This window comes from Klebsiella sp. GL120222-02, assembly GCF_003097195.1.
Lineage (GTDB): Bacteria > Pseudomonadota > Gammaproteobacteria > Enterobacterales > Enterobacteriaceae > Klebsiella > Klebsiella variicola.
This window is the reverse complement of the sequence record NZ_QEQO01000005.1, coordinates 91,235-114,140: the sequence shown is the minus strand read 5'-3', so window position 1 is coordinate 114,140 and position 22,906 is coordinate 91,235. Positions and strand designations below refer to the sequence as shown.

Annotated in this window: 22 protein-coding genes and 1 tRNA gene; 6 read left to right on the top strand and 17 right to left on the bottom strand. The window is 57.9% G+C overall.

Features of this window, described 5'->3' with window-relative positions; genetic code table 11:
* The first annotated feature begins 53 nt into the window (after positions 1-53).
* A complete protein-coding gene (gene yjjX, locus N438_RS16500; protein WP_008807517.1) occupies positions 54-569 on the top strand; it encodes an inosine/xanthosine triphosphatase in 516 nt (171 codons plus the stop codon).
* Here yjjX and trpR read toward each other — a convergent pair.
* Both trpR and sltY read right to left on the bottom strand, forming a co-directional pair.
* A complete protein-coding gene (trpR, locus tag N438_RS16495) occupies positions 556-885 on the bottom strand; it encodes a trp operon repressor (protein WP_008807518.1) in 330 nt (109 codons plus the stop codon). The two genes, yjjX and trpR, sit on opposite strands and share 14 nt — an antisense overlap.
* A gap of 88 nt (positions 886-973) precedes the next feature.
* Positions 974-2,911: a murein transglycosylase gene (sltY, locus tag N438_RS16490; protein ID WP_048964730.1), complete on the bottom strand. Its 1,938-nt coding sequence runs from the start codon at positions 2,909-2,911 to the stop codon at positions 974-976.
* Positions 2,912-3,139: 228 nt separating this feature from the next.
* Between sltY and ettA the strand changes: the two genes are divergently transcribed.
* Positions 3,140-4,807, top strand: coding sequence for an energy-dependent translational throttle protein EttA (gene ettA / locus N438_RS16480; RefSeq protein ID WP_116696376.1), 1,668 nt, complete (start codon positions 3,140-3,142; stop codon positions 4,805-4,807).
* 174 nt (positions 4,808-4,981) lie between these two features.
* On the opposite strand, the gene nadR is transcribed toward ettA, so the two are convergent.
* The 3 genes from nadR to serB are packed head-to-tail and all read right to left on the bottom strand — an operon-like array spanning position 4,982 to position 8,599.
* Complete coding sequence (gene nadR / locus N438_RS16475) at positions 4,982-6,214, bottom strand: multifunctional transcriptional regulator/nicotinamide-nucleotide adenylyltransferase/ribosylnicotinamide kinase NadR (RefSeq protein ID WP_002887802.1); 1,233 nt, start codon at positions 6,212-6,214, stop codon at positions 4,982-4,984.
* 21 nt (positions 6,215-6,235) lie between these two features.
* Complete coding sequence (radA, locus tag N438_RS16470) at positions 6,236-7,618, bottom strand: DNA repair protein RadA (protein WP_110235838.1); 1,383 nt, start codon at positions 7,616-7,618, stop codon at positions 6,236-6,238.
* A gap of 9 nt (positions 7,619-7,627) precedes the next feature.
* On the bottom strand, positions 7,628-8,599 hold the full coding sequence (serB, locus tag N438_RS16465) for a phosphoserine phosphatase (RefSeq protein WP_016160266.1): 972 nt from the start codon (positions 8,597-8,599) through the stop codon (positions 7,628-7,630).
* A gap of 104 nt (positions 8,600-8,703) precedes the next feature.
* Between serB and N438_RS16455 the strand changes: the two genes are divergently transcribed.
* The gene (locus N438_RS16455; protein ID WP_012542920.1) at positions 8,704-9,351 is read left to right on the top strand and encodes a YtjB family periplasmic protein; all 648 of its coding nucleotides are present in this window, start codon (positions 8,704-8,706) and stop codon (positions 9,349-9,351) included.
* On the top strand, positions 9,351-10,367 hold the full coding sequence (gene lplA / locus N438_RS16450; RefSeq protein WP_032732480.1) for a lipoate--protein ligase LplA: 1,017 nt from the start codon (positions 9,351-9,353) through the stop codon (positions 10,365-10,367). Before N438_RS16455 ends, lplA begins: the two co-directional genes overlap by 1 nt.
* Before the next feature lie 80 nt (positions 10,368-10,447).
* Here the strand turns inward: lplA and deoD are convergent, their stop codons facing one another.
* The 12 genes from deoD to N438_RS16390 all read right to left on the bottom strand — a co-directional run bounded on the left by deoD (position 10,448) and on the right by N438_RS16390 (position 21,517).
* Entirely contained in the window at positions 10,448-11,167 is a 720-nt protein-coding gene (gene deoD / locus N438_RS16445) for a purine-nucleoside phosphorylase (RefSeq protein ID WP_002887789.1), read from the bottom strand.
* Positions 11,168-11,269: 102 nt separating this feature from the next.
* On the bottom strand, positions 11,270-12,493 hold the full coding sequence (deoB, locus tag N438_RS16440; protein WP_012542922.1) for a phosphopentomutase: 1,224 nt from the start codon (positions 12,491-12,493) through the stop codon (positions 11,270-11,272).
* A gap of 52 nt (positions 12,494-12,545) precedes the next feature.
* On the bottom strand, positions 12,546-13,868 hold the full coding sequence (gene deoA, locus N438_RS16435) for a thymidine phosphorylase (protein WP_008807525.1): 1,323 nt from the start codon (positions 13,866-13,868) through the stop codon (positions 12,546-12,548).
* Between the two features lie 113 nt (positions 13,869-13,981).
* Positions 13,982-14,761: a deoxyribose-phosphate aldolase gene (gene deoC, locus N438_RS16430; protein ID WP_002887784.1), complete on the bottom strand. Its 780-nt coding sequence runs from the start codon at positions 14,759-14,761 to the stop codon at positions 13,982-13,984.
* A gap of 415 nt (positions 14,762-15,176) precedes the next feature.
* Positions 15,177-15,962, bottom strand: coding sequence for a metal-dependent hydrolase (locus N438_RS16425; RefSeq protein WP_012542923.1), 786 nt, complete (start codon positions 15,960-15,962; stop codon positions 15,177-15,179).
* Positions 15,959-17,032, bottom strand: coding sequence for a patatin family protein (locus N438_RS16420; RefSeq protein ID WP_016160262.1), 1,074 nt, complete (start codon positions 17,030-17,032; stop codon positions 15,959-15,961). Before N438_RS16420 ends, N438_RS16425 begins: the two co-directional genes overlap by 4 nt.
* Before the next feature lie 153 nt (positions 17,033-17,185).
* Positions 17,186-17,347, bottom strand: a complete 162-nt coding sequence (locus N438_RS16415) for a DUF1328 family protein (RefSeq protein WP_002887716.1) — start codon at positions 17,345-17,347, stop codon at positions 17,186-17,188.
* A 129-nt stretch (positions 17,348-17,476) separates the two neighbouring features.
* Positions 17,477-18,097 (bottom strand): molecular chaperone OsmY, encoded by a 621-nt coding sequence (gene osmY / locus N438_RS16410; RefSeq protein WP_008807528.1) that lies wholly within the window; start codon positions 18,095-18,097, stop codon positions 17,477-17,479.
* A gap of 219 nt (positions 18,098-18,316) precedes the next feature.
* On the bottom strand, positions 18,317-19,906 hold the full coding sequence (prfC, locus tag N438_RS16405) for a peptide chain release factor 3 (protein WP_008807529.1): 1,590 nt from the start codon (positions 19,904-19,906) through the stop codon (positions 18,317-18,319).
* 90 nt (positions 19,907-19,996) lie between these two features.
* Positions 19,997-20,674: a pyrimidine 5'-nucleotidase gene (yjjG, locus tag N438_RS16400; RefSeq protein ID WP_008807530.1), complete on the bottom strand. Its 678-nt coding sequence runs from the start codon at positions 20,672-20,674 to the stop codon at positions 19,997-19,999.
* Between the two features lie 14 nt (positions 20,675-20,688).
* Positions 20,689-21,135 (bottom strand): ribosomal protein S18-alanine N-acetyltransferase, encoded by a 447-nt coding sequence (gene rimI, locus N438_RS16395; RefSeq protein ID WP_008807531.1) that lies wholly within the window; start codon positions 21,133-21,135, stop codon positions 20,689-20,691.
* On the bottom strand, positions 21,104-21,517 hold the full coding sequence (locus N438_RS16390; protein WP_004146046.1) for a DNA polymerase III subunit psi: 414 nt from the start codon (positions 21,515-21,517) through the stop codon (positions 21,104-21,106). Before N438_RS16390 ends, rimI begins: the two co-directional genes overlap by 32 nt.
* 102 nt (positions 21,518-21,619) lie before the next feature.
* Here N438_RS16390 and rsmC point away from each other — a divergent pair, with 102 nt between their 5' ends.
* Both rsmC and N438_RS16380 read left to right on the top strand, forming a co-directional pair.
* Complete coding sequence (gene rsmC / locus N438_RS16385) at positions 21,620-22,648, top strand: 16S rRNA (guanine(1207)-N(2))-methyltransferase RsmC (protein ID WP_008807532.1); 1,029 nt, start codon at positions 21,620-21,622, stop codon at positions 22,646-22,648.
* 171 nt (positions 22,649-22,819) lie between these two features.
* Positions 22,820-22,906: transfer RNA gene (locus N438_RS16380), tRNA-Leu, on the top strand.

Sequence of the window (22,906 nt, the reverse complement as noted above, 5' to 3'; positions counted from 1 at the left end):
GGTGATTTAGAGTATACTGCGATGACGTTAGTTTATTCTGAGTTGTTTTGATTATGCACCATGTTGTCTCAGCGACCACTAATCCCGCCAAAATTCAGGCAATTCTGCAGGCTTTTAACGAGATTTTCGGCGAAGGATCCTGCCATATTGAGTCCGTCTCCGTCGAGAGCGGCGTGCCGGAACAGCCCTTCGGCAGCGAGGAAACGCGCGCTGGCGCACGAAATCGCGTCGCCAATGCGCGTCTTGTCCAACCCAGTGCCGATTTCTGGGTGGCCATTGAGGCCGGTATCGACGATGGCAGCACCTTTAGCTGGGTGGTCATTGAAAGCGCTGATCGGCGCGGAGAAGCACGCTCAGCCACACTGCCGTTACCTGAGGTTATTCTTGAGCAGGTTCGCGCTGGTGAAGCCCTGGGACCGGTCATGTCGCAGTATACCGGCATCGACCAGATCGGTCGTAAAGAGGGAGCGATTGGGGTTTTCACCGGTGGAAAATTAACCCGCAGCAGCGTTTACCATCAGGCGGTCGTGCTGGCGTTGAGCCCGTTTCATAACGCTATTTATCGCTAGCCAACAGCGTCTGTTCCAGCCACTGACGCAGTTCGGCCGGCGCTGATTTCAGGCTGTTCGACCCGCGGGTAATGGTCGCAATCCCGGCGCCGAGCTCATTTTTCAGTTCGCGCTGGCTCATCTCACCGCGCAGCAGCTCTTCAATAATGCGCACCCGGGTGCCCAGCGCTTCGCGCTCGTCGGGCGTCAGCATCAGCTGCAGCAATGGCAGATGCAGATCCTCAGCATAGGCCTGTTGTAACAGCGCCACAAAGCGCAGCCACTCCTGATGACGTTGTTCGGCAACGGCCGCGGAATAAGGAGATTGTTGGGTCATATCGCGCCACCATATTGAGACGGGCAGCTTACGCTGCCCGTCGAATGTACTCTTCAACGAGTACAAAGCATAACATACTTCCCGGCGATCAGTAACGCTGCCGCCACTCCGCATCGCTGAAGAGCTTATCCTGCTGCCCCATAAAGTAGCGATAGTAGGCGTCATAGGAGAGGACATTCTTCACGTAGCCGCGGGTTTCCGAGAACGGAATACTCTCGACAAACGCCACCGCATCGATCCGTCCGGCGCTGTTCCCCTGCCAGGTACGAACCCGGCCCGGCCCGGCGTTATAGGCCGCCGAGGCATAGATACGGTTATTGCCGAACTGCTGGTAGACATACTGCAGATAGCTGGTGCCGATGTTGATGTTGGTTTCCGGATCCAACAGCTGCGACGGGCCGCTGTAGCCGGGAATGCTGAACATGCTGACGGTATGCGTCGCGGTGCCCGGCATAATCTGCATCAGTCCGCTGGCGCCAACCGGCGAGCGCACTTTCGGGTTCCAGGCACTCTCCTGACGGGCAATCGCCATCGCATAGCTCTGCGGGATATCTTTGCCACTGATGTAACGCGCGAACAGATCGTTATACGCCAGCGGGAAGCGCTCCTCCAGCTGATCCCACAGTTTGCCGGCGATCGTCGCCTGCACGCTCAGATCCCACCAGTGCTGATCAAAAGCGTAACGCGCCAGCTGCGCCTGCTGGGATTTGGTTCGGCTGGTGACGAGGTTCGCCCATTCGGTGCGCGCGGTGTTATCCATATTCCAGTACATCAGCTCGCGTACCCGCGCCATCTCCGGACCGGAAGCCAGCGCCGGATCGATCGTTCCCGAGGCTTTATCGATGCGGAAGGTATACTCCTCGCCAAGTCGCTGCGCAGCGACCATCGGATAGAAGCCTCGCTGTTGCATCAACGAGCGAAGGATCGCCTGCGCCTCCTCGTCCCTGCCGCGCTCAAGCAGCAGATCCGCTTGCCAGTAGCGCCATTCGTCTTTCTCTTTCGCCTCCATCGGCAGGCGCGCCAGCCAGGTGTTCAGGCCATGGCGATCGCCCGTTCCCAGCGCCATCCGCACGCGCCGCTCCACTAGCGGCGTGGACTGTGAGCGCATAATCGCGTCATCGCGCCAGATAGCCTGCTCTTCGGTTACATCGGTACCCATCAGGCGCCAGGCGACAATATCACGTAGCTCCTGAGTTTGATCCTCGTTGAGCTGCTGAGCCTGCACCAGCGAAGGGATCATCAGGCGGGCATTTTCCACATCCTGACGGGCGACGCTGGCGAAGGCGACGGCGGCCATCTGGCGGGTAAAATCCGTCGCCCCGGTGGTGCGGGCGAAGGTCAGAACGCTGTTTGGATCGTTAGCCAGGGCGACGACGGCGGAAGCGATGCTCTGATAGTTGCCGGGCATTTGCTGAGCCAGCGATTTGACCAGCCCGATATTGCCGGCCTTCATCGCCAGGCGGATCCGTTCGAGATAGGCCAGCGGATCCTGCTGTCCGGAGTCGCGCCAGGCGTTGAACAGCGGCTCACAGGCGCCAGGCTGGTTCTTGCCCGTCAGCCACAGGTCTTTCGCCCCGCTCCAGGCTTCCTGCGACTGCCCCACGCTCAGCTTGGCGTAGTAATAGTTGCACTGTGCCTCGGTGCTGGTCGGCTTATCGGGACTAAACGCCAGTAGGCCGCGCCAGTCGCTGCGCCGGGCCAGCTCATTCACGAAGCGCGAACGTAAGGAACGCGCCGGGGGCAGCGTCGGATTGGCGTCAATAAAGTTTTTCACCACCAGCGCCGGCTGGTTCATCAGATCGTCGGTGATCTGCCGGTACTGCAAATAGGGGTACAGGGGATAGGTGCTTAACGTGGGCATCAGCTGGTCGACTACATCCATCTGCCGGTTATCCCACGCCTGCTTAATTTGTGCGTAGCGGTTGCGCTGTTCATCCAGTGAATCCGCATGCGCCAGCTGACTCAACGTCAACAGACCAACGCTGGCAGCCAAAAGACGCCACGCCATTTTTTTGGCTTTTTCCACAAGCTCTTCCTCTTTCCGGTGCATTTTCGCAGCATCGTGCCGCTTAAAAGCCCCCGCCGGTTCGGCAGGCAGCTTTACTTATGCTAATCAGACAACGCTAAACGCGCCATGTCCTGGACATTTTTTTACGCTTCTGTGAATCCTGTCGCCTCGCTGGGATTAGCGCGCGAAAAAGGCTACACTTCGGCTTTGAACTATCTATCAAAATAGAAAGAGGCGAAGTCCAACGTGGCTCAATTCGTTTATACCATGCATCGTGTCGGCAAAGTGGTTCCGCCGAAACGTCATATTTTGAAAAATATCTCCCTCAGCTTCTTCCCTGGCGCGAAAATCGGTGTGCTCGGTCTGAACGGCGCCGGTAAGTCTACCCTGCTGCGCATCATGGCCGGTATCGACACCGAGATCGAAGGTGAAGCGCGTCCGCAGCCAGGCATCAAAATCGGCTACCTGCCGCAGGAGCCGCAGCTCAACCCGGAACACACCGTGCGCGAGTCCGTTGAAGAAGCGGTCGCCGAAGTGGTTAACGCGCTGAAGGGTCTGGACGAAGTGTATGCCAAATACGCCGAGCCGGATGCGGACTTCGATAAGCTTGCCGCCCAGCAAGGCAAGTTCGAAGAGATTATCCAGGCGCACGACGGCCACAACCTGAACGTGCAGCTGGAGCGCGCGGCCGATGCCCTGCGCCTGCCGGACTGGGATGCGAAAATCGCGAATCTTTCCGGTGGTGAACGCCGCCGCGTCGCGCTGTGCCGCCTGCTGCTGGAAAAACCAGATATGCTGCTGCTCGACGAACCGACTAACCACCTGGACGCCGAGTCCGTCGCCTGGCTGGAACGCTTCCTGCACGATTTCGAAGGCACCGTGGTGGCGATTACCCACGACCGTTACTTCCTCGACAATGTCGCCGGCTGGATCCTCGAACTTGACCGCGGCGAAGGTATTCCGTGGGAAGGCAACTACTCCTCCTGGCTGGAGCAGAAAGATCAGCGTCTGGCGCAGGAAGCTTCTCAGGAAGCGGCGCGTCGTAAATCCATCGAGAAAGAGCTCGACTGGGTTCGCCAGGGCGCGAAAGGCCGTCAGTCTAAGGGCAAAGCCCGTCTGGCGCGCTTTGAAGAGCTTAACAACGTCGAATACCAGAAACGCAACGAGACTAACGAACTGTTCATTCCGCCAGGCGCGCGTCTGGGCGATAAAGTTCTGGAAGTCAGCCATCTGCGCAAATCCTACGGCGACCGCGTGCTGATTGACGATCTGAGCTTCTCGGTACCGAAAGGCGCTATCGTCGGCATCATCGGTCCGAACGGCGCGGGTAAATCCACCCTCTTCCGCATGATGTCCGGCCAGGAGCAGCCAGATTCCGGCACCATCACCCTGGGTGAAACCGTTAAGCTGGCCTCCGTCGATCAGTTCCGCGACGCGATGGACAACAGCAAGACCGTGTGGGAAGAAGTATCCGGCGGCCTGGATATCATGAAGATCGGCAACACCGAGATGCCGAGCCGCGCCTACGTGGGCCGCTTTAACTTCAAAGGCGTCGACCAGGGTAAACGCGTTGGCGAGCTGTCCGGCGGTGAGCGTGGTCGTCTGCACCTGGCGAAACTGCTGCAGGTCGGCGGTAACGTCCTGCTGCTCGATGAACCAACCAACGACCTGGATATCGAAACCCTGCGCGCGCTGGAAAACGCCCTGCTGGAGTTCCCGGGCTGCGCGATGGTTATCTCGCACGACCGCTGGTTCCTTGACCGTATTGCCACCCACATTCTGGATTACCAGGATGAAGGTAAGGTTGAGTTCTTCGAAGGTAACTTTACCGAGTACGAAGAGTACAAGAAACGCACCCTCGGCGCCGACGCGCTGGAGCCGAAGCGAATCAAGTACAAGCGTATCGCGAAATAAAACACAAAAAGGCAACGCAAGTTGCTTTTTTAGGGTTTGCTCCCTCTCCCACCGGGAGAGGGTTGGGGTGAGGGCAAGGTAAATGCAAAAAGGCAACGCAAGTTGCCTTTTTTAGGGTTTGCTCCCTCTCCCACCGGGAGAGGGTTGGGGTGAGGGCAACAGCCCGCAGAGCCCCTACCCCTGCTCGCCCATCAGCTGTTTCACCAGCTCAACGCAGCGCAGGAACCGGGCATCGTAGTCCGACTCCTTAACATGGACAAACTCGATCTCGTTCTCTTTCAGCAGCGACACCAGCAGCGACTGAAACTCTTTACGATCCACCGAACTCCCAAGGCTGCGTAACCCATCGGCCACCCACGGGGTATTGTTCTCCAGCAGGATCACCAGGTCGAAACGGTATTCATCAATCAGCGCCTGCACGAACGGGTGCTCACGCCCCTCGTACTTCAGGCAGAAGGCCTGAGTGCTGACGAAGTCGGTATCGATAAACGCCACCTTGTTGGCGTATTTCACTGCAAAATCAATATACTGCGCATGTCCGAGGGCAATTTTATCGTAATCCGAATACTGGAGCGCCATCTCATCGCCGCCAAGATGCGAAAAGACATAATCCCGACCATACTCCCAGGCGCTGGTGGTATTGAAGATATTGGCGAGCTTATTGACCAGCGTCGATTTACCGCTCGACTCGCCGCCGAGGATCGCCACCGTCCGCACAAAGAACGGTTTCACTTCCGTCGGAATATATTCCCAGTAGCGGAACGGGTTCTCGCGGATCTGCCCGCCGCTAATATTCATAAAGGTCCGCTTAGGATCGATAAGCACCGTCTCGATCCCCAGATGCTCAAGGTACTGCGGCGCATCGGCCTCTTCCGAGGTATAGATCCGGTTCGGCTCGATCCCTTTTTCACTCATAAAAGCGCGGATCCCATGGCTCCAGACGTCCCAGCCATGCGGATAGGGCTCCATCCCCTCTTCATTGAAGGCGTGGATGCGAATATTCTTCTGATATTTAAAGGTCTGCAGCAGCCAGCGCAGGCGGTCAGGCACCGTCGGCTGCTGCGACATGGCGCTCTCTTCAAACAGCTCGCGGTCGCGGGTATCGTCATAGCCCATGATGATATGTAGCTCATCGACCTGGCTACAGGCGCGCTGTATCAGATAGATATGCCCGGTATGCAGCGGGTAAAACTTACCAAACACCACCCCGACGCTTTTCTGCCGGCGGGGAAACTCCAGCCCGAGGAAACGATGCAGCGCTTCAAGCTTCTGCGCGCTCGGGCTTTTGATTTTGGCATTCAGCAGCTGGCTGAGATACCCCTTGGTCATTCCGCTGGCTTCCGCCACCTGCTGCAGGGTACAACCTTTCTGCTTAATGGCGCTTTTTAAATAGTCAAATGACGACATCGCTAATCTCCTTTTAACTTATTATAAGTCGTCAAAAACGCTTAGCGCGTCTGAAAGCTTTTTCACACCAAAGATTTGCATGCCTTCCGGTACTTTTTTCGGCACATTGGCCGCCGGGACGATGGCGCGGCGGAAACCATGCTTCGCCGCTTCGGATATACGCTCCTGACCGCTCGGCACCGGGCGAATTTCCCCGGCCAGCCCGACTTCGCCAAAGACCACCAGATCCTGCGGCAGCGGGCGATCGCGCAGGCTGGAAACCATCGCCAGCAGCAGCGCCAGGTCAGCGCTGGTTTCGGTGACCTTCACCCCGCCAACCACGTTGACGAAGACGTCCTGATCGGCCATCTGCAGGCCGCCGTGACGATGCAGCACCGCCAGCAGGATCGCCAGACGGTTCTGTTCCAGCCCCACCGCCACGCGGCGCGGGTTGGACATCATCGAGTGATCCACCAGCGCCTGGATCTCCACCAGCAGCGGGCGGGTCCCTTCCCAGACCACCATCACCGAACTGCCGGAGGTGATTTCATCTCCCCGGCTAAGGAAGATAGCGGAGGGGTTGCTGACTTCGCGCAGGCCCTGCTCGGTCATGGCGAAAACGCCGAGTTCATTGACCGCGCCAAAGCGGTTTTTGTGGCTACGTAACGTGCGGAAACGGGAATCGGTATCCCCGTCCAGCAGCACCGAGCAGTCGATACAGTGCTCCAGCACCTTCGGACCGGCCAGCGAGCCATCTTTGGTGACGTGGCCGACCATCACAATCGCCACGCCGCGAGTTTTAGCAAAGCGCGTCAAATAAGCCGCGGTTTCACGTACCTGGGCGACACTGCCCGGCGACGACTGCACGTCGGCCATATGCATCACCTGGATGGAGTCGATCACCATCAGCTGCGGCTTTTCTTCATCGGCGATCTGACAGATCTGCTCAATGCTGGTTTCCGAGAGCATGTTCAGGTTGGCCGTCGGCAACCCGAGACGATGGGCGCGCATCGCCACCTGTTGCAGGGACTCCTCCCCGGTGACGTACAGGGTTTTCATCCCCTCCGCCAGTTTGCAGAGGGTTTGCAGCAGCAGCGTCGATTTCCCGGCGCCGGGGTTGCCGCCAATCAGGATCGCGCTGCCCGGCACTACGCCGCCGCCCAGCACGCGGTCAAACTCTTTAAAGCCGGTGGAGAAACGCGGCAGCGCCTCCAGGCTGATATCTGACAGCTTCTGCACCTTCGACACGCCGGCGTTACCGGCATAGCCTGAAAGACGCTCGTTTCTCGCCACCTGCGGCGACGCGGCGATGCGCATCTCGGTGATGGTGTTCCAGGCATGGCAGGCGCTGCACTGCCCCTGCCAGCGCGGATAATCCGCACCACATTCATTACAGACAAATGCGCGTTTTGGAGCTTTCGCCACGTTTACCTCTTACTTTTGGTTCATGCTGCCCGAGAGAATACAGAATACCCCCATCAGGTCAGCGTGGCGGATAGTTACTTCCGCCTGTTCATTCACTTTAGGCTTCGCGTGATAGGCGATGCCGAGGCCTGCCGCCTTAATCATCGGCAGGTCGTTGGCGCCGTCACCGATAGCCACGGTTTGCGCCGTTGGGATCTCATACTTTTCCGCCAGCTTGCGCAGCGTATTGGCTTTATATTTCGCATCGACGATATCGCCGAGCACGTTGCCGGTGAGCTTGCCGTCGCGGATCTCCAGTTCATTGGCGAACACCGCGTCGAGATGTAGCTTGTCGCGCAGGTACTCCGCAAAGAAGGTGAAGCCGCCGGAAGCGATCGCCACTTTCCAGCCTAACGTTTCCAGCTTGAGCACCAGCTGTGCCAGGCCCGGCATCAGCGGCAGCGCGTCGCGCACCTGCAGCAAAATACTGGCATCCGCATCTTTCAGCGTCGCCACGCGCTGGCGCAGGCTGGCGGTGAAGTCCAGCTCCCCACGCATCGCCCGCTCGGTCACTTCCGAGACCAGCTCGCCGGTGCCGGCCAGTTTCGCAATCTCATCGATGCATTCGATCTGGATCGCCGTGGAGTCCATGTCCATCACCAGCAGGCCCGGGGTGCGCAGATGGGGGATTTTACCCAATGGCGCGACGTCCAGCCCCGCCTCATGCGCCAGTCGCGTCGCACGGGGAGTCAGCGAACCGGCCAGGCGGATCACCTGGTAATCCTCGACCACCCAGGAGGCAACGATCACTAACGCGGCGCCCAGCTCGCGCTGCCAGTCCGTCAGACGGCGCTTATTCAGACCGCGACCATACAGCAGCCAGCCGCTGCGCCCGGCGTGATAATCCAGCGGCATGACCTCATCGCCGCTCAGGGAAAGCGGCAACCCAGGCCACAGGGAAACGTCTTCAGGCAGGTCGCACCAGGTCAAACTGTTAGGCATTACGGCTCCACATCTCTTCATTCAGGCGAGGAAAATAACGCATGAGGCTACCTTGTAACCAGCGCTTCTGGCAACATTAAGCTGCAAATTTTCAAAGGTGGAATATGGTTCGCGCAAAACTGAAATTCCGGCTGCATCGTGCGGTCATTGTCCTTATCTGTCTGGCGCTGCTCGTCGCACTGATGCAGGGCGCCTCGTGGTTCAGTCAGAACAGTCAGAAACAACGCAATCCGCAGCTGGAAGAGCTGGCCCGCACGCTGGCGCAGCAGGTGGTACTGAATCTCGTGCCGCTGATGCGCAGCGAAACACCGGACGAGAAGCGCATTAATCAACTGTTGACGCAGCTGACCCATAACAGCCGCGTACTGGACGCCGGCGTGTATGACGAACAGGGCGACCTGGTGGCACGCTCTGGCGAAAGCGTCGAGGTTCGCGACCGGCTGGCGCTGGATGGCAAAAAAGCCGGCGGCTACTTCAACCAGCAGATTGTCGAGCCGGTTCCGGGAAAAAACGGCCCGCTGGGCTACCTGCGTCTGACCCTCGATACTCATACCCTGGCGACCGAGGCGAAGCAGGTGGATAATACCACCAATATATTACGCCTGATGCTGTTACTGTCCCTGGCTATCGGCGTGGTGCTAACCCGCACGCTGCTGCAGGGTAAACGCACCCGCTGGCAGCAATCGCCCTTCCTGCTCACCGCCAACAAGCCGGTTGAGGATGAAGACGATGAAAAGAAAGGAAATCTATAATGTCCACATTGCGCCTCCTGCTCTCTGACTCTTACGACCCGTGGTTCAACCTGGCGGTCGAGGAGTGTATTTTCCGACAGATGCCCGCCACCCAGCGGGTGCTGTTCCTGTGGCGCAATGCCGATACCGTGGTCATCGGCCGCGCGCAGAATCCGTGGAAGGAGTGTAATACTCGCCGCATGGAGGAAGATCACGTGCGGCTGGCCCGTCGCAGCAGCGGCGGCGGCGCGGTGTTCCACGACCTCGGCAATACCTGCTTTACCTTTATGGCAGGCAAACCGGAGTACGACAAAACCGTCTCCACCGCTATCGTGCTGGCGGCGCTCAATTCACTCGGCGTAACCGCCGAAGCCTCCGGGCGCAACGATCTGGTGGTCAAAACCGACAGCGGCGACCGCAAAGTGTCTGGATCCGCCTATCGCGAGACCATCGACCGCGGTTTCCATCACGGCACCCTGCTGCTGAATGCCGATTTAAGTCGCCTCGCTAACTACCTTAACCCGGACCAGAAAAAGCTAAAGGCCAAAGGCATTACCTCGGTGCGCGGTCGCGTGGCGAACCTGGTTGAGCTGCTGCCGGGCATTACCCATCAGCACATTTGCGAGGCGATTCAGGAGGCGTTCTTCAGCCATTACGGCGAACGGGTGGACGCCGAGGTGATCTCCCCGGACAACACGCCGGACCTGCCGAATTTTGCCGAGACCTTCGCCCGCCAGAGCAGCTGGGAGTGGAACTTCGGCCAGGCGCCGGCCTTCTCTCATCTGCTGGACGAGCGCTTTCGCTGGGGCGGCGTTGAGCTGCATTTTGACGTCGAGAAAGGCCATATCACCCGCACGCAAGCCTTTACCGATAGCCTGAACCCGGCGCCGCTGGAGGCCCTGGCGGCACGCTTAGTTGGCTGTCAGTATCGGGCGGAAGTCTTGCAGCAGCAGTGTGAGGCGCTGGTCGGCGATTTCCCGGAGCAGGAAGCGGAACTCAAAGAACTGTCGGCGTGGATAGCCGGCGCGGTGCGCTAATAAAAAAAGCCCGCTGCGCTTAGCGGGCCTGGAAAACCGTAGGCCGGGTCAGGCGAAGCCGCCACCCGGCACAGCAGGTCTTATTCTTTATCGCCCAGCAGTACCGATTCCAGCGCGATTTTAATCATATCGTTGAAGGTCGTCTGACGCTCAGCGGCAGTGGTCTGCTCGTGGGTACGGATGTGGTCGGAGACGGTGCAGATGGTCAGCGCTTTCGCGCCGAATTCTGCCGCCACGCCGTAGATCCCGGCCGCTTCCATTTCCACGCCGAGGATGCCGTATTTTTCCATCACGTCGAACATGGACGGGTCTGGCGTATAGAACAGGTCAGCGGAGAAGATGTTGCCCACGCGCGCGTCAACGCCCAGCGCTTTCGCCGCGTCTACCGCGTTACGCACCATGCCGAAATCGGCAATCGCCGCGAAATCATGGTCTTTGAAACGCAGACGGTTCACTTTAGAGTCGGTGCACGCGCCCATGCCGATCACCACGTCACGCAGTTTGACATCTTCACGCACCGCGCCGCAGGAGCCCACGCGGATGATTTTCTTCACGCCGAAATCGGTGATCAGCTCTTTGGTGTAGATTGAGCAGGACGGGATACCCATCCCGTGGCCCATCACGGAGATTTTGCGGCCTTTATAAGTACCGGTGAAGCCCAGCATGCCGCGCACGTTGTTCACTTCACGCACGTCTTCAAGGAAGGTTTCTGCAATGTGCTTCGCGCGCAGCGGGTCGCCCGGCATCAAAACGACGTCAGCGAAATCGCCCATTTCTGCGTTAATGTGAGGAGTTGCCATCTTCAGTTCCTTTTACATTGTTGTTTTTGCCGGGTGGCGGCTACGCCTTACCCGGCCTACAAATCGTAGGCCCGGATCGCTGTGCGCCACCGGGCAATGACCTCAGAACATGGCTTTGCCATATTCCATGTCAGACGTACCAAAGTATTTCGCAATAGTCTGGCCGATATCCGCGAAGGTTTCACGGTGACCGAGCGAACCCGGTTTCACTTTCGGGCCGTACACCAGCACCGGAATATGCTCGCGGGTATGGTCGGTACCGGTCCAGGTCGGGTCACAGCCATGGTCGGCGGTGAGGATCAGAATGTCGTCCTCGCCAACCAGCTCCATCAGCTCCGGCAGACGGCGGTCGAACAGCTCCAGACCCGCCGCGTAGCCGGCGACATCGCGACGGTGGCCCCAGGAGGAGTCAAAGTCGACGAAGTTAGTGAAGACGATGGTCTCGTCGCCCGCTTCCTTCATCTCTTTGATGGTCGCGTCGAACAGCGCGTCCAGCCCGGTGGCTTTCACTTTCTTAGTGATGCCGCAGTTGGCGTAGATGTCGGCGATTTTACCCACGGACACCACGTGGCCGTTCTTCTCGTCAACCAGCTTCTGCAGCACGGTCGGCGCCGGCGGTTCGACCGCCAGATCGTGACGGTTGCCGGTACGCTGGAAGTTACCGGCTTTGTCGCCGATAAACGGACGGGCGATGACGCGGCCAATGTTATAGCCGCCTTCGGTCAGCTCTTCACGCGCAATTTCGCACAGCTCATACAGCTTGTCGAGGCCAAAGGTCTCTTCGTGACAAGCGATCTGGAACACCGAGTCAGCGGAGGTATAGAAGATCGGTTTCCCGGTTTTCATATGTTCTTCGCCGAGCTGATCGAGGATCACCGTCCCGGAGGAGTGGCAGTTGCCGAGGTAGCCCGGCAGGTTGGCGCGTTTCACCAGCTTATCCAGCAGCTCCTGCGGGAAGCTGTTTTCATGGTCGCTAAAGTAGCCCCAGTCAAACAGCACCGGCACACCGGCGATTTCCCAGTGACCGGACGGCGTATCTTTACCAGAAGAGAGTTCATGCGCCCAGGCATAGGCACCAATCACTTCGGCATTGCCATCCATTCCGGCGGCAATTTTACCGGTAGAACCTTCATGCGCTTTCACCAGACCCAGACGGGTCAGGTTCGGTAAATTCAGCGGGCCCTTGCGGCCATTGTCAGCCTCGCCTTTGGCGCAGGCTTCCGCAATGTGGCCCATCGTATCGGCGCCGACGTCGCCAAAGCGGTCAGCGTCTTCCGTTGCACCAATCCCAAAGGAGTCCAGCACCATGATAAATGCACGTTTCATCTTGTTCTCCATACATCTTGCGCTGCAAAAAAGCGATCAGATCAGTATATCGCTATTCAGTGATGCGGCGATAGACTGTCGGTGTAATTTCCGGGGCTTTATCGTCCAGTTTAATGGCCGCTTTGACCGCTTTCGCGGCCTCCTGCCAGCTGTTCTCGTCTTTGGCATGGATCACCGCCAGCGGACGCTGTCCGTCAACGTGGTCACCCAGACGCGCCATATCGGTAAAGCCAACGCTATAGTCAATGGTATCTGATGCCTGGCGGCGGCCGCCGCCCATAGAAACCACTGCCATTCCCAGCGCGCGAGTATCCATCGCGCTGATAAAACCTTCGGTATCAGCATAGACCGCTTTGCTCAGCATCGCCGTCGGCAGATAATGATCATAATTCTCGACAAAGTCGGTCGGCCCTTTCTGCGCCGCGACCATGCGGCCAAAGACTTCCGCCGCTTTACCGTTATCCAGCACCGCCTGCAGCTTCGCGCGCGCCTCGGCGTCATCCGCCGCCAGCTTGCCGGAGATCAGCATTTCCACACACAGCGCCATCGTCACGTCGAACAGGCGTGGGTTGCGATATTCGCCGGTCAGGAACTGCACCGCTTCGCGAACTTCAACGGCGTTGCCGGCGCTGGATGCCAGCACCTGATTCATATCGGTCAGCAGCGCGGTGGTACGCACGCCGGCGCCGTTGGCAACACCCACGATCGCTTCGGCCAGCGCGGCAGAGAGTTCATAAGTCGGCATAAAGGCGCCGCTGCCGACTTTGACGTCCATCACCAGCGCGTCCAGCCCTTCCGCCAGTTTCTTGGCCAGAATCGAGGCGGTAATCAGCGGGATGGAGTCCACCGTCGCGGTAATATCGCGGGTGGCATAGAAACGTTTGTCGGCCGGAGCAAGCGAGCTGGTCTGCCCGATAATCGCCACGCCGACATCTTTAATAATCTCGCGGAAGCGGTTGTCGTCCGGGAAGATATCGAAGCCCGGGATCGCTTCCAGTTTATCCAGCGTACCGCCGGTATGGCCGAGGCCACGCCCGGAGATCATCGGTACATAACCGCCGCAGGCGGCCACCATTGGCCCCAACATCAGCGAGGTCACGTCACCCACGCCGCCGGTGGAGTGTTTATCGACGATCGGGCCGTTGAGGTTAAGGCTTTTCCAGTTGAGAACGGTGCCGGAATCCCGCATCGCCATGGTCAGCGAAACACGCTCCGGCATGGACATATCGTGGAAGAAAATGGTCATCGCCAGCGCGGCGATCTGCCCTTCTGAGATAGTATTGTCGCGGATGCCGTTGATGAAAAAGCGGATCTCTTCATCGCTTAATGCATGACCATCACGTTTTTTACGAATAATTTCTTGTGCGAGAAACACGGTAACCTCCCAAAGAGAATAAATTGCCGGATGACGGCGCGAGCGCCTTATCCGGCCTACAGGCATCCATTCGTAGGCCGGATAAGCGCAGCGCCATCCGGCAAATCAAGGGATTAGTAGCTGCTGGCGCTCTTGCCGTCGCCGTGACCCAGCGCTTTCAACAGGCTAGCCAGCAGGCTGGATGCGCCAAAACGATAGTGACGAGAATCGGCCCAGTCGGCGCCGAACAGTTCATCAGCGATCGCCAGGAACTGCTGCGCATCTTCCGCGCTGCGTACGCCGCCGGCAGGCTTGAAGCCAACGGTTTTCTCAACGCCCATATCGCGGATCACTTCCATCATGATGCGCGCGCTTTCCGGCGTGGCATTCACCGGCACTTTACCGGTCGAAGTCTTGATAAAGTCAGCGCCTGCCTTGATAGAGATTTCAGACGCTTTGCGGATCAGCGCTTCTTCTTTCAGCTCACCGGTTTCGATGATCACTTTCAGCAGCACGTTGGCCGCCGCGCAGGCCTCTTTACAGGCTTTCACCAGCTCGAAACCGACCTGCTCGTTGCCGGCGATCAGCGCGCGGTACGGGAAGACCACGTCCACTTCATCGGCACCGTAAGCGATCGCTGCGCGGGTTTCCGCCAGCGCAATGTCGATATCGTCATTACCGTGCGGGAAGTTGGTGACCGTGGCGATGCGAATATCCGGCGTTCCTTGCTCGTTCAGCGTTTTACGGGCAATCGGGATGAAGCGCGGGTAGATACACACCGCCGCAGTGTTACCCACCGGGGTTTTCGCCTGATGACACAGGGCAATGACTTTCTCATTGGTGTCGTCGTCATTCAGGGTGGTCAGGTCCATCAGTTTTAACGCGCGCAGGCTGCTTGCTTTTAAATCAGTCATTTCATACTCCGCCGGCGTCATGCCGGATCAATAGTTTGTTCACCTTGCGAGTCTGTTACTATTGTAACATCCACTCGCTGTTACACTTCGACATTCATCACAGTTAATGAAAACTACTTACTAATTTGCATTACTGTGATGTGATGTGAGTCACAATTAATCATCCATCATCGCGACGCTTACCTTTACGTCCTGTTTAAGCATAACCGGCAAAGCGCAGTGAGTGATGATGTTATTATTCTAACATATCCTACTAAGGTTTCTCGACGCCATGGCGCACAATTTGTGCATATCGTCGCCATAAACAACAGTTTATTATTGAGATATAAAGAATTTTAGATGGACAAAAAATGATGGAATTATCACAGCAGGCCAAAATCGAGGCCTGCTTCGTCTCAGGCGGAAAAGGAGAGGCTTAGCCCGCGAGCGCGGAAAAGAGGCTTTTTGTATTCGCCAACACCGCGGCTTCAATCGTCGGTGCCGGTTCCGCGCGCAGTTCACATAGCGCGTCAAATACGCGCGCCACCTGTTCAGGGCGGTTGGGCTGACCCTGAAAACCATTCAGCGGCATATCCGGCGCATCGGTCTCCAGCAGCAGCGCGGAAAGCGGCAGACGCGCCATCACTTCGCGGGTTTTGCTGGCGCGCGGATAGGTAATAGTGCCGCCAACGCCAATCTTATAGCCGAGCTGAACGAAGCGCTCGGCCTGCTGTAGGCTGCCGGCGAAGCCATGTACCACGCCGGTGCGCGGCAGGGCATGTTTTTTCAGCAGCATCGCCAGCTTATCGTGGGTACGTCGGGAGTGGAGGATCACCGGCAGATCGTAACGCTTCGCCAGCCTCAGTTGCTCCTCCAGCAGCGCTTGCTGGCGGTCAAACTGCGGATCGTCGCGATAGAGATCGAGGCCAATCTCCCCCACCGCCACCAGTTTTGGCGGACGCAGGGACAGACACCTCTCCAGCTGCGCCAACCCCTCATCGGCATGCTGCTCAATGACGATCGGATGCATTCCCAGCGCGGCGTACAGCGCCTCATGCTGCGCCGCCAGCGCCAGCACCCGGTTAAAACGCGCAGCGGAGATGGCCGGGACAATGATCTGCCCGACACCGGCCTGGGCCGCGCGCGCCAGGCTGGCGGTTTCATCCTCGGCGAAGGGAGGAAAATCGAAGTGGCAGTGGGTATCGATAAAACGGTGGCTCATGCCAGATCCTCATGATCAAAGCTGGCGTCATTCGCCTGCGGTGCAGGAATGACAGTCGCCTGAGGCGCTTCATTGGCCACCGGTACGGGCGGCACCACCACCGGCGCAGCCCGGGCAATACGCGGCGCATGGCGCAGCAGCGGCGGCTGGTCGGCCAGCAGTTTACCCACCGTCGCCAGGAAATAGCGGCCACACTGACGTCCGGTTTTGTAGTCCTCCAGCAGCGCCGGCAGCCGACTGCCAAGCGCCATACTGCGCAATGGCCGCTGCGGGTAGATTTCGAAGATCCGCAGCTTGCCGGGTGGCTTCTCGATGAACTGCTGGATAGCGCGGTAAGTGTTTTCGTGGTGGTGCACCAGATTGACCAGCGGCTGCAGGCTGCTCTCCCCCAGCCAGCGCTCCATCCGCTTAAACCACTGCGGGGTATAAAACATCTGCGAGGGGACGGTACGGATCACCACGATGGTCTGCGCGCCGCGGCGGGCCGCCTCCTGCACCGGGATCGCATCGCTGACGCCGCCGTCAAGGTAGCTGACGCCGTCGAGCAACACGCCGCTGCGATAAAAGCCGGGGATGGCGCTGGAGGCGCGGATCAGGTCCAGCCACGTTTGCGGCGTCGGCGAAAAATAGCTGGCAGAGTAATCGTCACCGCGGCAGGCGCACAGCCACAGCTCTTTCCCCAACGCGAACTGCGCTTCAGCATAATTCATGGCCAGCGGCATCTGCTGCGAAGTGGCCTCCACCAGCCAGTCGAGATCGATAAGGTTGCCGCCGCGCACAAAGCGCATCGGATCGAAAAACTGGCGTGAGGTGGTGTAGCGGGTGATAACTTTGCGGGCATAGCCTTGCTGATTACACATGTAGGCGGAGAGGTTTTGCGCGCCGGCGGAGGTCCCCAACATCAGATCAAAGGGGTTAAATCCGGCGCGCATAAATTCGTCCAGCACCCCGGCAGTAAAAATCCCTCGCTGTCCCCCGCCTTCGCATACCAGCGCCAGCTTACCTGGTCGGAAGGGTTTAACCGCCAGCGGGGCGATATTGCCCAGCGTGACGGGAATGCGTTGCCCCACCCTGCTTTCCTGTTCGATTGGTCTTCTCCTGACAAGGTAACGCAATTTGCCCACCGCTTAAACCGCGAAAGCCAGTCCGCAGGACTGGCTTTGTGTAAGATGACGTGTCAGTAAAAATGCTCAGGCTTCAGCATCGCCCGCATCGCGGGCCACCTAAGGACGTCTGCGTCCTGTAAACAGGCTCACCAGGAACAGGATAATCCCGACGACAAAGACGATTTTCGCGGCGCCAGCGGCAGTACCCGCCAGACCACCAAAGCCCAGGGCCGCAGCAATTAATGCAATGACCAGAAAAATAATTCCCCATCGAAACATACTTTTCTCCTTACCATAATGGACGGTGAACAGCGGTTTGCGCACCCTTTCTGTATAGCTCATCGCTCAGAGGATGCTGCTATTCGTTCGGCAACCTTGGCCAGACAACACTTTTGTTAATAACTCGATTTACTTAACGCTAAGATCGTTGCGGACGCTTTTCACGCCGGAGACCGCTTTCGCAATCTCTGCCGCACGCTCCGCCTGCGCCGCGGAAGCCACCGTACCGGTCAGATGCACCGCGCCGGCGTTGGTTTCGACTTTCACATTGCGCGAAGGGACAATGTCATCCGCCAACAGCTTGGCTTTCACTTCGCTGGTAATGGCGGTATCCCCGGCATAGCCTTTCAGCGTCGCCGTCTCGCTCGATGATTTATGATGGACCGTCAGCTTGTCGTTAACGTGCGAGACGCCTTCGACCCCTTTCGCTACGCTCAGTGCCTGACTTTTCTGTTCAGTACTGGTGACGTCGCCGCTGAGGGTGACCACTTTATTCTCCGTTTTCACCGAAATATCGCCGGAGTTAATATCTTTATGGTCGATCAACGCCGCTTTTACCCGCGCGGTAATGGTGCTGTCATCCATAAAATCGCCGACTTTATTAATCGAATTGTCTACCGCCTCTCCCGCATTGCTGGCAGCCGACTTCGCACTGTCTACCGTTGTTTTTTCCGTCTCTGCCGAGGCGTTCAACGCGGCTAAGCCTAAGAAGAGCGCCAGCAACATATTGGCATTCTTTAGTCTGGTCATCGTGATGTCCTCGTTTTTTCACCAGCGCTGGCGTCTGAAAGCAGTGAATTACGCCAGCATTTTTAAAATCACGAATTAAATATAGTAGACAGACGAAGGGGTTGCGGATGATATGGACAAAAAACAGACGAATTAGCGGTGTTTTAAGAACTTTCCAGAAGGAGGGAAACGCGAGCGTGGAAAGAAAAAAGCGCGGGCTATGCCGCGCTTCATCAGGGATTAGTGCTCGCGCGTTTTGCGGAACACCACGTCAGGATAACGCTCCTGCGTCAGGTTCAGGTTGACCATTGTCGGGGCGATATAGGTCAGATTATCACCGCCATCCAGCGCCAGCTGAACTTCGTTTTTACGTTTGAACTCTTCGAATTTCTTCACATCCGTGGATTCAACCCAGCGCGCGGTGGCCACGTTGACCGATTCGTAAATCGCTTCCACGTTGTATTCGCTTTTCAGACGCGCGACCACCACGTCAAACTGCAGCACACCAACGGCGCCGACGATCAGGTCGTTATTGGCGATCGGACGGAAGACCTGTACCGCGCCCTCTTCAGAGAGCTGAACCAGCCCTTTCAGCAGCTGTTTCTGCTTCAGCGGATCCTTCAGGCGAATACGACGGAACAGTTCCGGTGCGAAGTTCGGAATACCGGTGAACTTCATCATCTCGCCCTGGGTGAAGGTATCGCCAATCTGAATGGTGCCGTGGTTATGCAGGCCGATAATATCGCCCGGATACGCTTCTTCAACGTGAGAACGGTCGCCGGCCATAAAGGTCAGCGCGTCGGAAATCACGACGTCTTTACCGATACGCACCTGACGCAGCTTCATGCCTTTTTCATATTTGCCGGACACCACGCGCATGAAAGCCACACGGTCGCGGTGTTTCGGGTCCATGTTGGCCTGAATTTTAAACACGAAGCCGGTAAATTTCTCTTCCGTGGCGGTGACTTCACGCGTGTCGGTGTTACGCGGCATCGGCGCCGGCGCCCACTCCACCAGGCCATCCAGCATATGGTCAACGCCGAAGTTACCTAACGCGGTCCCGAAGAACACCGGGGTGATTTCGCCCGCCAGGAACAGATCTTTATCGAACTCGTTTGACGCGCCCTGCACCAGCTCCAGCTCGTCGCGCAACTGCTGCGCCAGGTCTTCCCCCACCGCTGCGTCGAGTTCCGGGTTGTTGAGCCCCTTCACGATGCGCACTTCCTGAATGGTGTGGCCTTTACCGGTCTGATACAGGTAGGTTTCATCTTTGTAGAGATGATAAACGCCTTTGAACAGCTTGCCGCAGCCGATAGGCCAGGTAATCGGCGCGCAGCCGATTTTCAGCTCATTCTCAACTTCATCCAGCAACTCCATCGGATCGCGGATATCACGGTCGAGTTTGTTCATAAAGGTGAGGATCGGCGTGTCGCGCAGACGGGTAACTTCCATCAGCTTACGGGTCCGGTCTTCAACGCCTTTCGCCGCGTCGATCACCATCAGACAGCAGTCAACCGCCGTCAGAGTACGGTAGGTATCTTCGGAGAAGTCTTCGTGCCCCGGCGTATCCAGCAGGTTCACCAGGCAGTCGTGATACGGGAACTGCATCACCGAGGTGGTGATTGAGATCCCACGCTGCTTTTCCATCTCCATCCAGTCGGACTTTGCATGCTGGCTGGAGCCACGGCCTTTTACGGTACCGGCGGTCTGAATCGCCTGTCCGAACAGCAGCACCTTTTCGGTGATGGTGGTCTTACCGGCATCCGGGTGAGAAATAATGGCAAAAGTGCGGCGTTTGGCCACCTCTTGCAGATAAGGAGACAACGTCATAATTAATCTTCTAAGTAAACGCAGCAACGGGCTGCGCATGTGGAATACGAAAAATTGCGGCTATTTTACCCATCAATGGGGGGGAGGCAATCAGTGTTTACACAGGAGCTGCTCCAGTTCGCTTAACGAGGTCACCGTCCAGTCGGGCTGCAGGTCTACCGGCAGCGTTTGCTGGTGCGCATTCAGCCAGCAGGTCGCCAGGCCGGCATTCACGCCGCCGCGGATATCCGACTCGGCGGTATCACCGACCATCAGTACTCGCGAGCGCGGTGGATTACCCGCCTGCGCCAGCGCGTAATCGAAGATGCGCGCATCCGGCTTGGCGACGCCGACTTCTTCAGAAATAATCAGTAAATCAAAGTGATCGCGTAAACCTGTGCGTTCCAGACGAGTCTGCTGCAGCGAGGTAAAACCGTTGGTGATGATGCCCATCCTGACCTTGCCCTGCAGCGCGTTGAGCAGCGAGACCGCCCCCGGCAGCGGGGCACAGATTTCCGCCATCGCATTCATAAACGCGTCGTTGAGCTCACCCGGCTTAACATTCAAACGTTCCGCCCAGCTGTCAAAGCGCTGGTGCTGCAGCTGCAGCGAGGTGATGACGCCGTTTTGATAATCCACCCACAGCGGCTTATTCACGGCCTGATAGTCCTGAAAATCTTCGGCGGTAAATGTCACGCTGTAGTCGAGAAACATCCGCTGTAAGCCGCTGAAAGAATCAAACGAAAACAACGTTTCATCGGCATCAAAGAAAATCCAGTCCCATTTCATCGTATCACCTTGTCTTACATACTGATTGGTAGAGCCATAATGATGGCGTCTTCGCGCCCGTCGACCGTCGGATAGTAGTTGCGGCGGATGGTCGCTTCGTTAAAACCCACGCTTTCATAGAGCGCAATGGCGGCAGCGTTGGAAGCGCGCACCTCCAGCCACAGCGTGACGACGCCGCGTTTTTCAACTTCATCAATAACATGTTCCAGCAGTTCCCGTCCCAGGCCACGGCGCTGGTATGCGGGGTCGACGGCGATGTTAAACAGCGTCGCTTCATCAAGGACAATCTGAGTAATGGCAAATGCCGCCATTTCCCCATCCACTGCCAGTTGGTAATTCAGATAACGTTCACCCTGATTGCTGGCAAAGGTCTGTTCGCTCCACGGGAAAGCGTGGGCGCGTTTTTCGATTTGCCAGGCGTTGGATAAATCAGCCGTGCTGAGGGTAGAAATCGTGTTCATGTGCGCAGATTTGTTGCCAGAGCGCCCTGCGAGCAGGCGCGCTGGTCTGAAGTTCATCAAAAGCGGGGGTGGACACCTGGGCGCCCGCCAGCGGCAGCGACGCCTCTGTGCCCAACCGCCAGCTGTTGCAACGGCTGTCCTGCGGCAGCATCGCCACCCGCTCGGGGGTAAGCTGCAGGACCTGATCTGGCGTCACGGCCAGCGCGCGTAATATGTCGCCAATCAGCGGCTCTGTCAGCGACGGCGGGGTTTCTGCCACCATCACCAGACGAATATGTTCAGGAAGCGAGATAGCGATTTCGCCCTGCAACGCCCCCGGTCGGCGCAGCGACCACTGGGTAATGCCCAGCTGCTGTAATTGCCAGTCTCGTCGGGATGTCATAGCGAAACACTCCTGGTAAACAAGCGCGCAATATAGCAAATCCGTCGTATCTGCGCCAACAAACTACTATAATCGGCGCCAGTCTTAATGAAGGAGTGTTTCATGTCCGCTTTTACCCCGGCAAGTGAAGTCTTGCTGCGCCACAGTGATGATTTCGAGTCCGCCCGCGTTCTGTTTGCCGGTGACCTGCAGGATGACCTGCCTGCGCGTCTGGATACCGCGGCCAGCCGCGCTCATACCCAACAGTTCCACCACTGGCAGGTGCTGAACCGTCAGATGGGTGACAACGTCCGTTTTAGCTTAGTGGCCGAGGCCGCCGACGTCGCCGATTGCGACACCCTGATCTACTACTGGCCGAAGAACAAACCCGAGGCGCAGTTCCAGCTGATGAACCTGCTCTCTCTGCTGCCGGTGGGAATCGATATTTTCGTCGTCGGGGAAAACCGTAGCGGCGTTCGCAGCGCAGAGCAAATGCTGGCCGAATATGCCCCGCTGAATAAAATCGACAGCGCCCGTCGCTGTGGCCTCTACCATGGTCGTCTGGAAAAGCAGCCGACCTTCGACGCCGACGCATTCTGGGGCGAGTATGCGCTGGATAATCTGACGATTAAAACGCTGCCTGGCGTGTTTAGTCGCGACGGTCTGGACGTCGGCAGTCAGCTGCTGCTGTCCACTCTCGAGCCGCATACCAAAGGGAAAGTGCTGGATGTCGGCTGCGGCGCGGGCGTGCTGGCCGCAGTGCTGGCCAGCCATTCGCCGAAGGTGCGTCTGACCCTGTGCGACGTCAGCGCCCCGGCGGTCGAAGCCAGCCGCGCGACGCTTGCCGCTAATGGTTTTGCAGGCGATGTGTTTGCCAGCAACGTCTTTTCGGAGGTCAATGGTCGCTTCGACATGATCATCTCCAACCCGCCATTCCATGATGGGCTGCAGACCAGCCTCGAAGCGGCCCAGGCGCTGATCCGCGGCGCGGTTCGCCATCTGAACAGCGGCGGCGAACTGCGCATTGTCGCCAACGCCTTCCTGCCGTATCCCCAGGTGCTGGATGAGACATTTGGCTTCCATGAAGTGATCGCCCAAACAGGACGGTTTAAGGTCTATCGCACCATCATGACCCGCCAGGCGAAAAAATAATCGTCTTCTGGCGCCAGCGGCCCACTTGCGGTGCCGCTGGCTCTTCTTCGCGGCAAACCCGCCCATTTTTGCAGCAATCGATACAACCTGCATAATTAACTATTGACGTGCCGCCGAAAACCACTAGAATGCGCCTCCGTGGTAACGATACTTTCATAGTGTCGATGGTATGCGAAGGTGGCGGAATTGGTAGACGCGCTAGCTTCAGGTGTTAGTGTCCTTACGGACGTGGGGGTTCAAGTCCCCCCCCTCGCACCA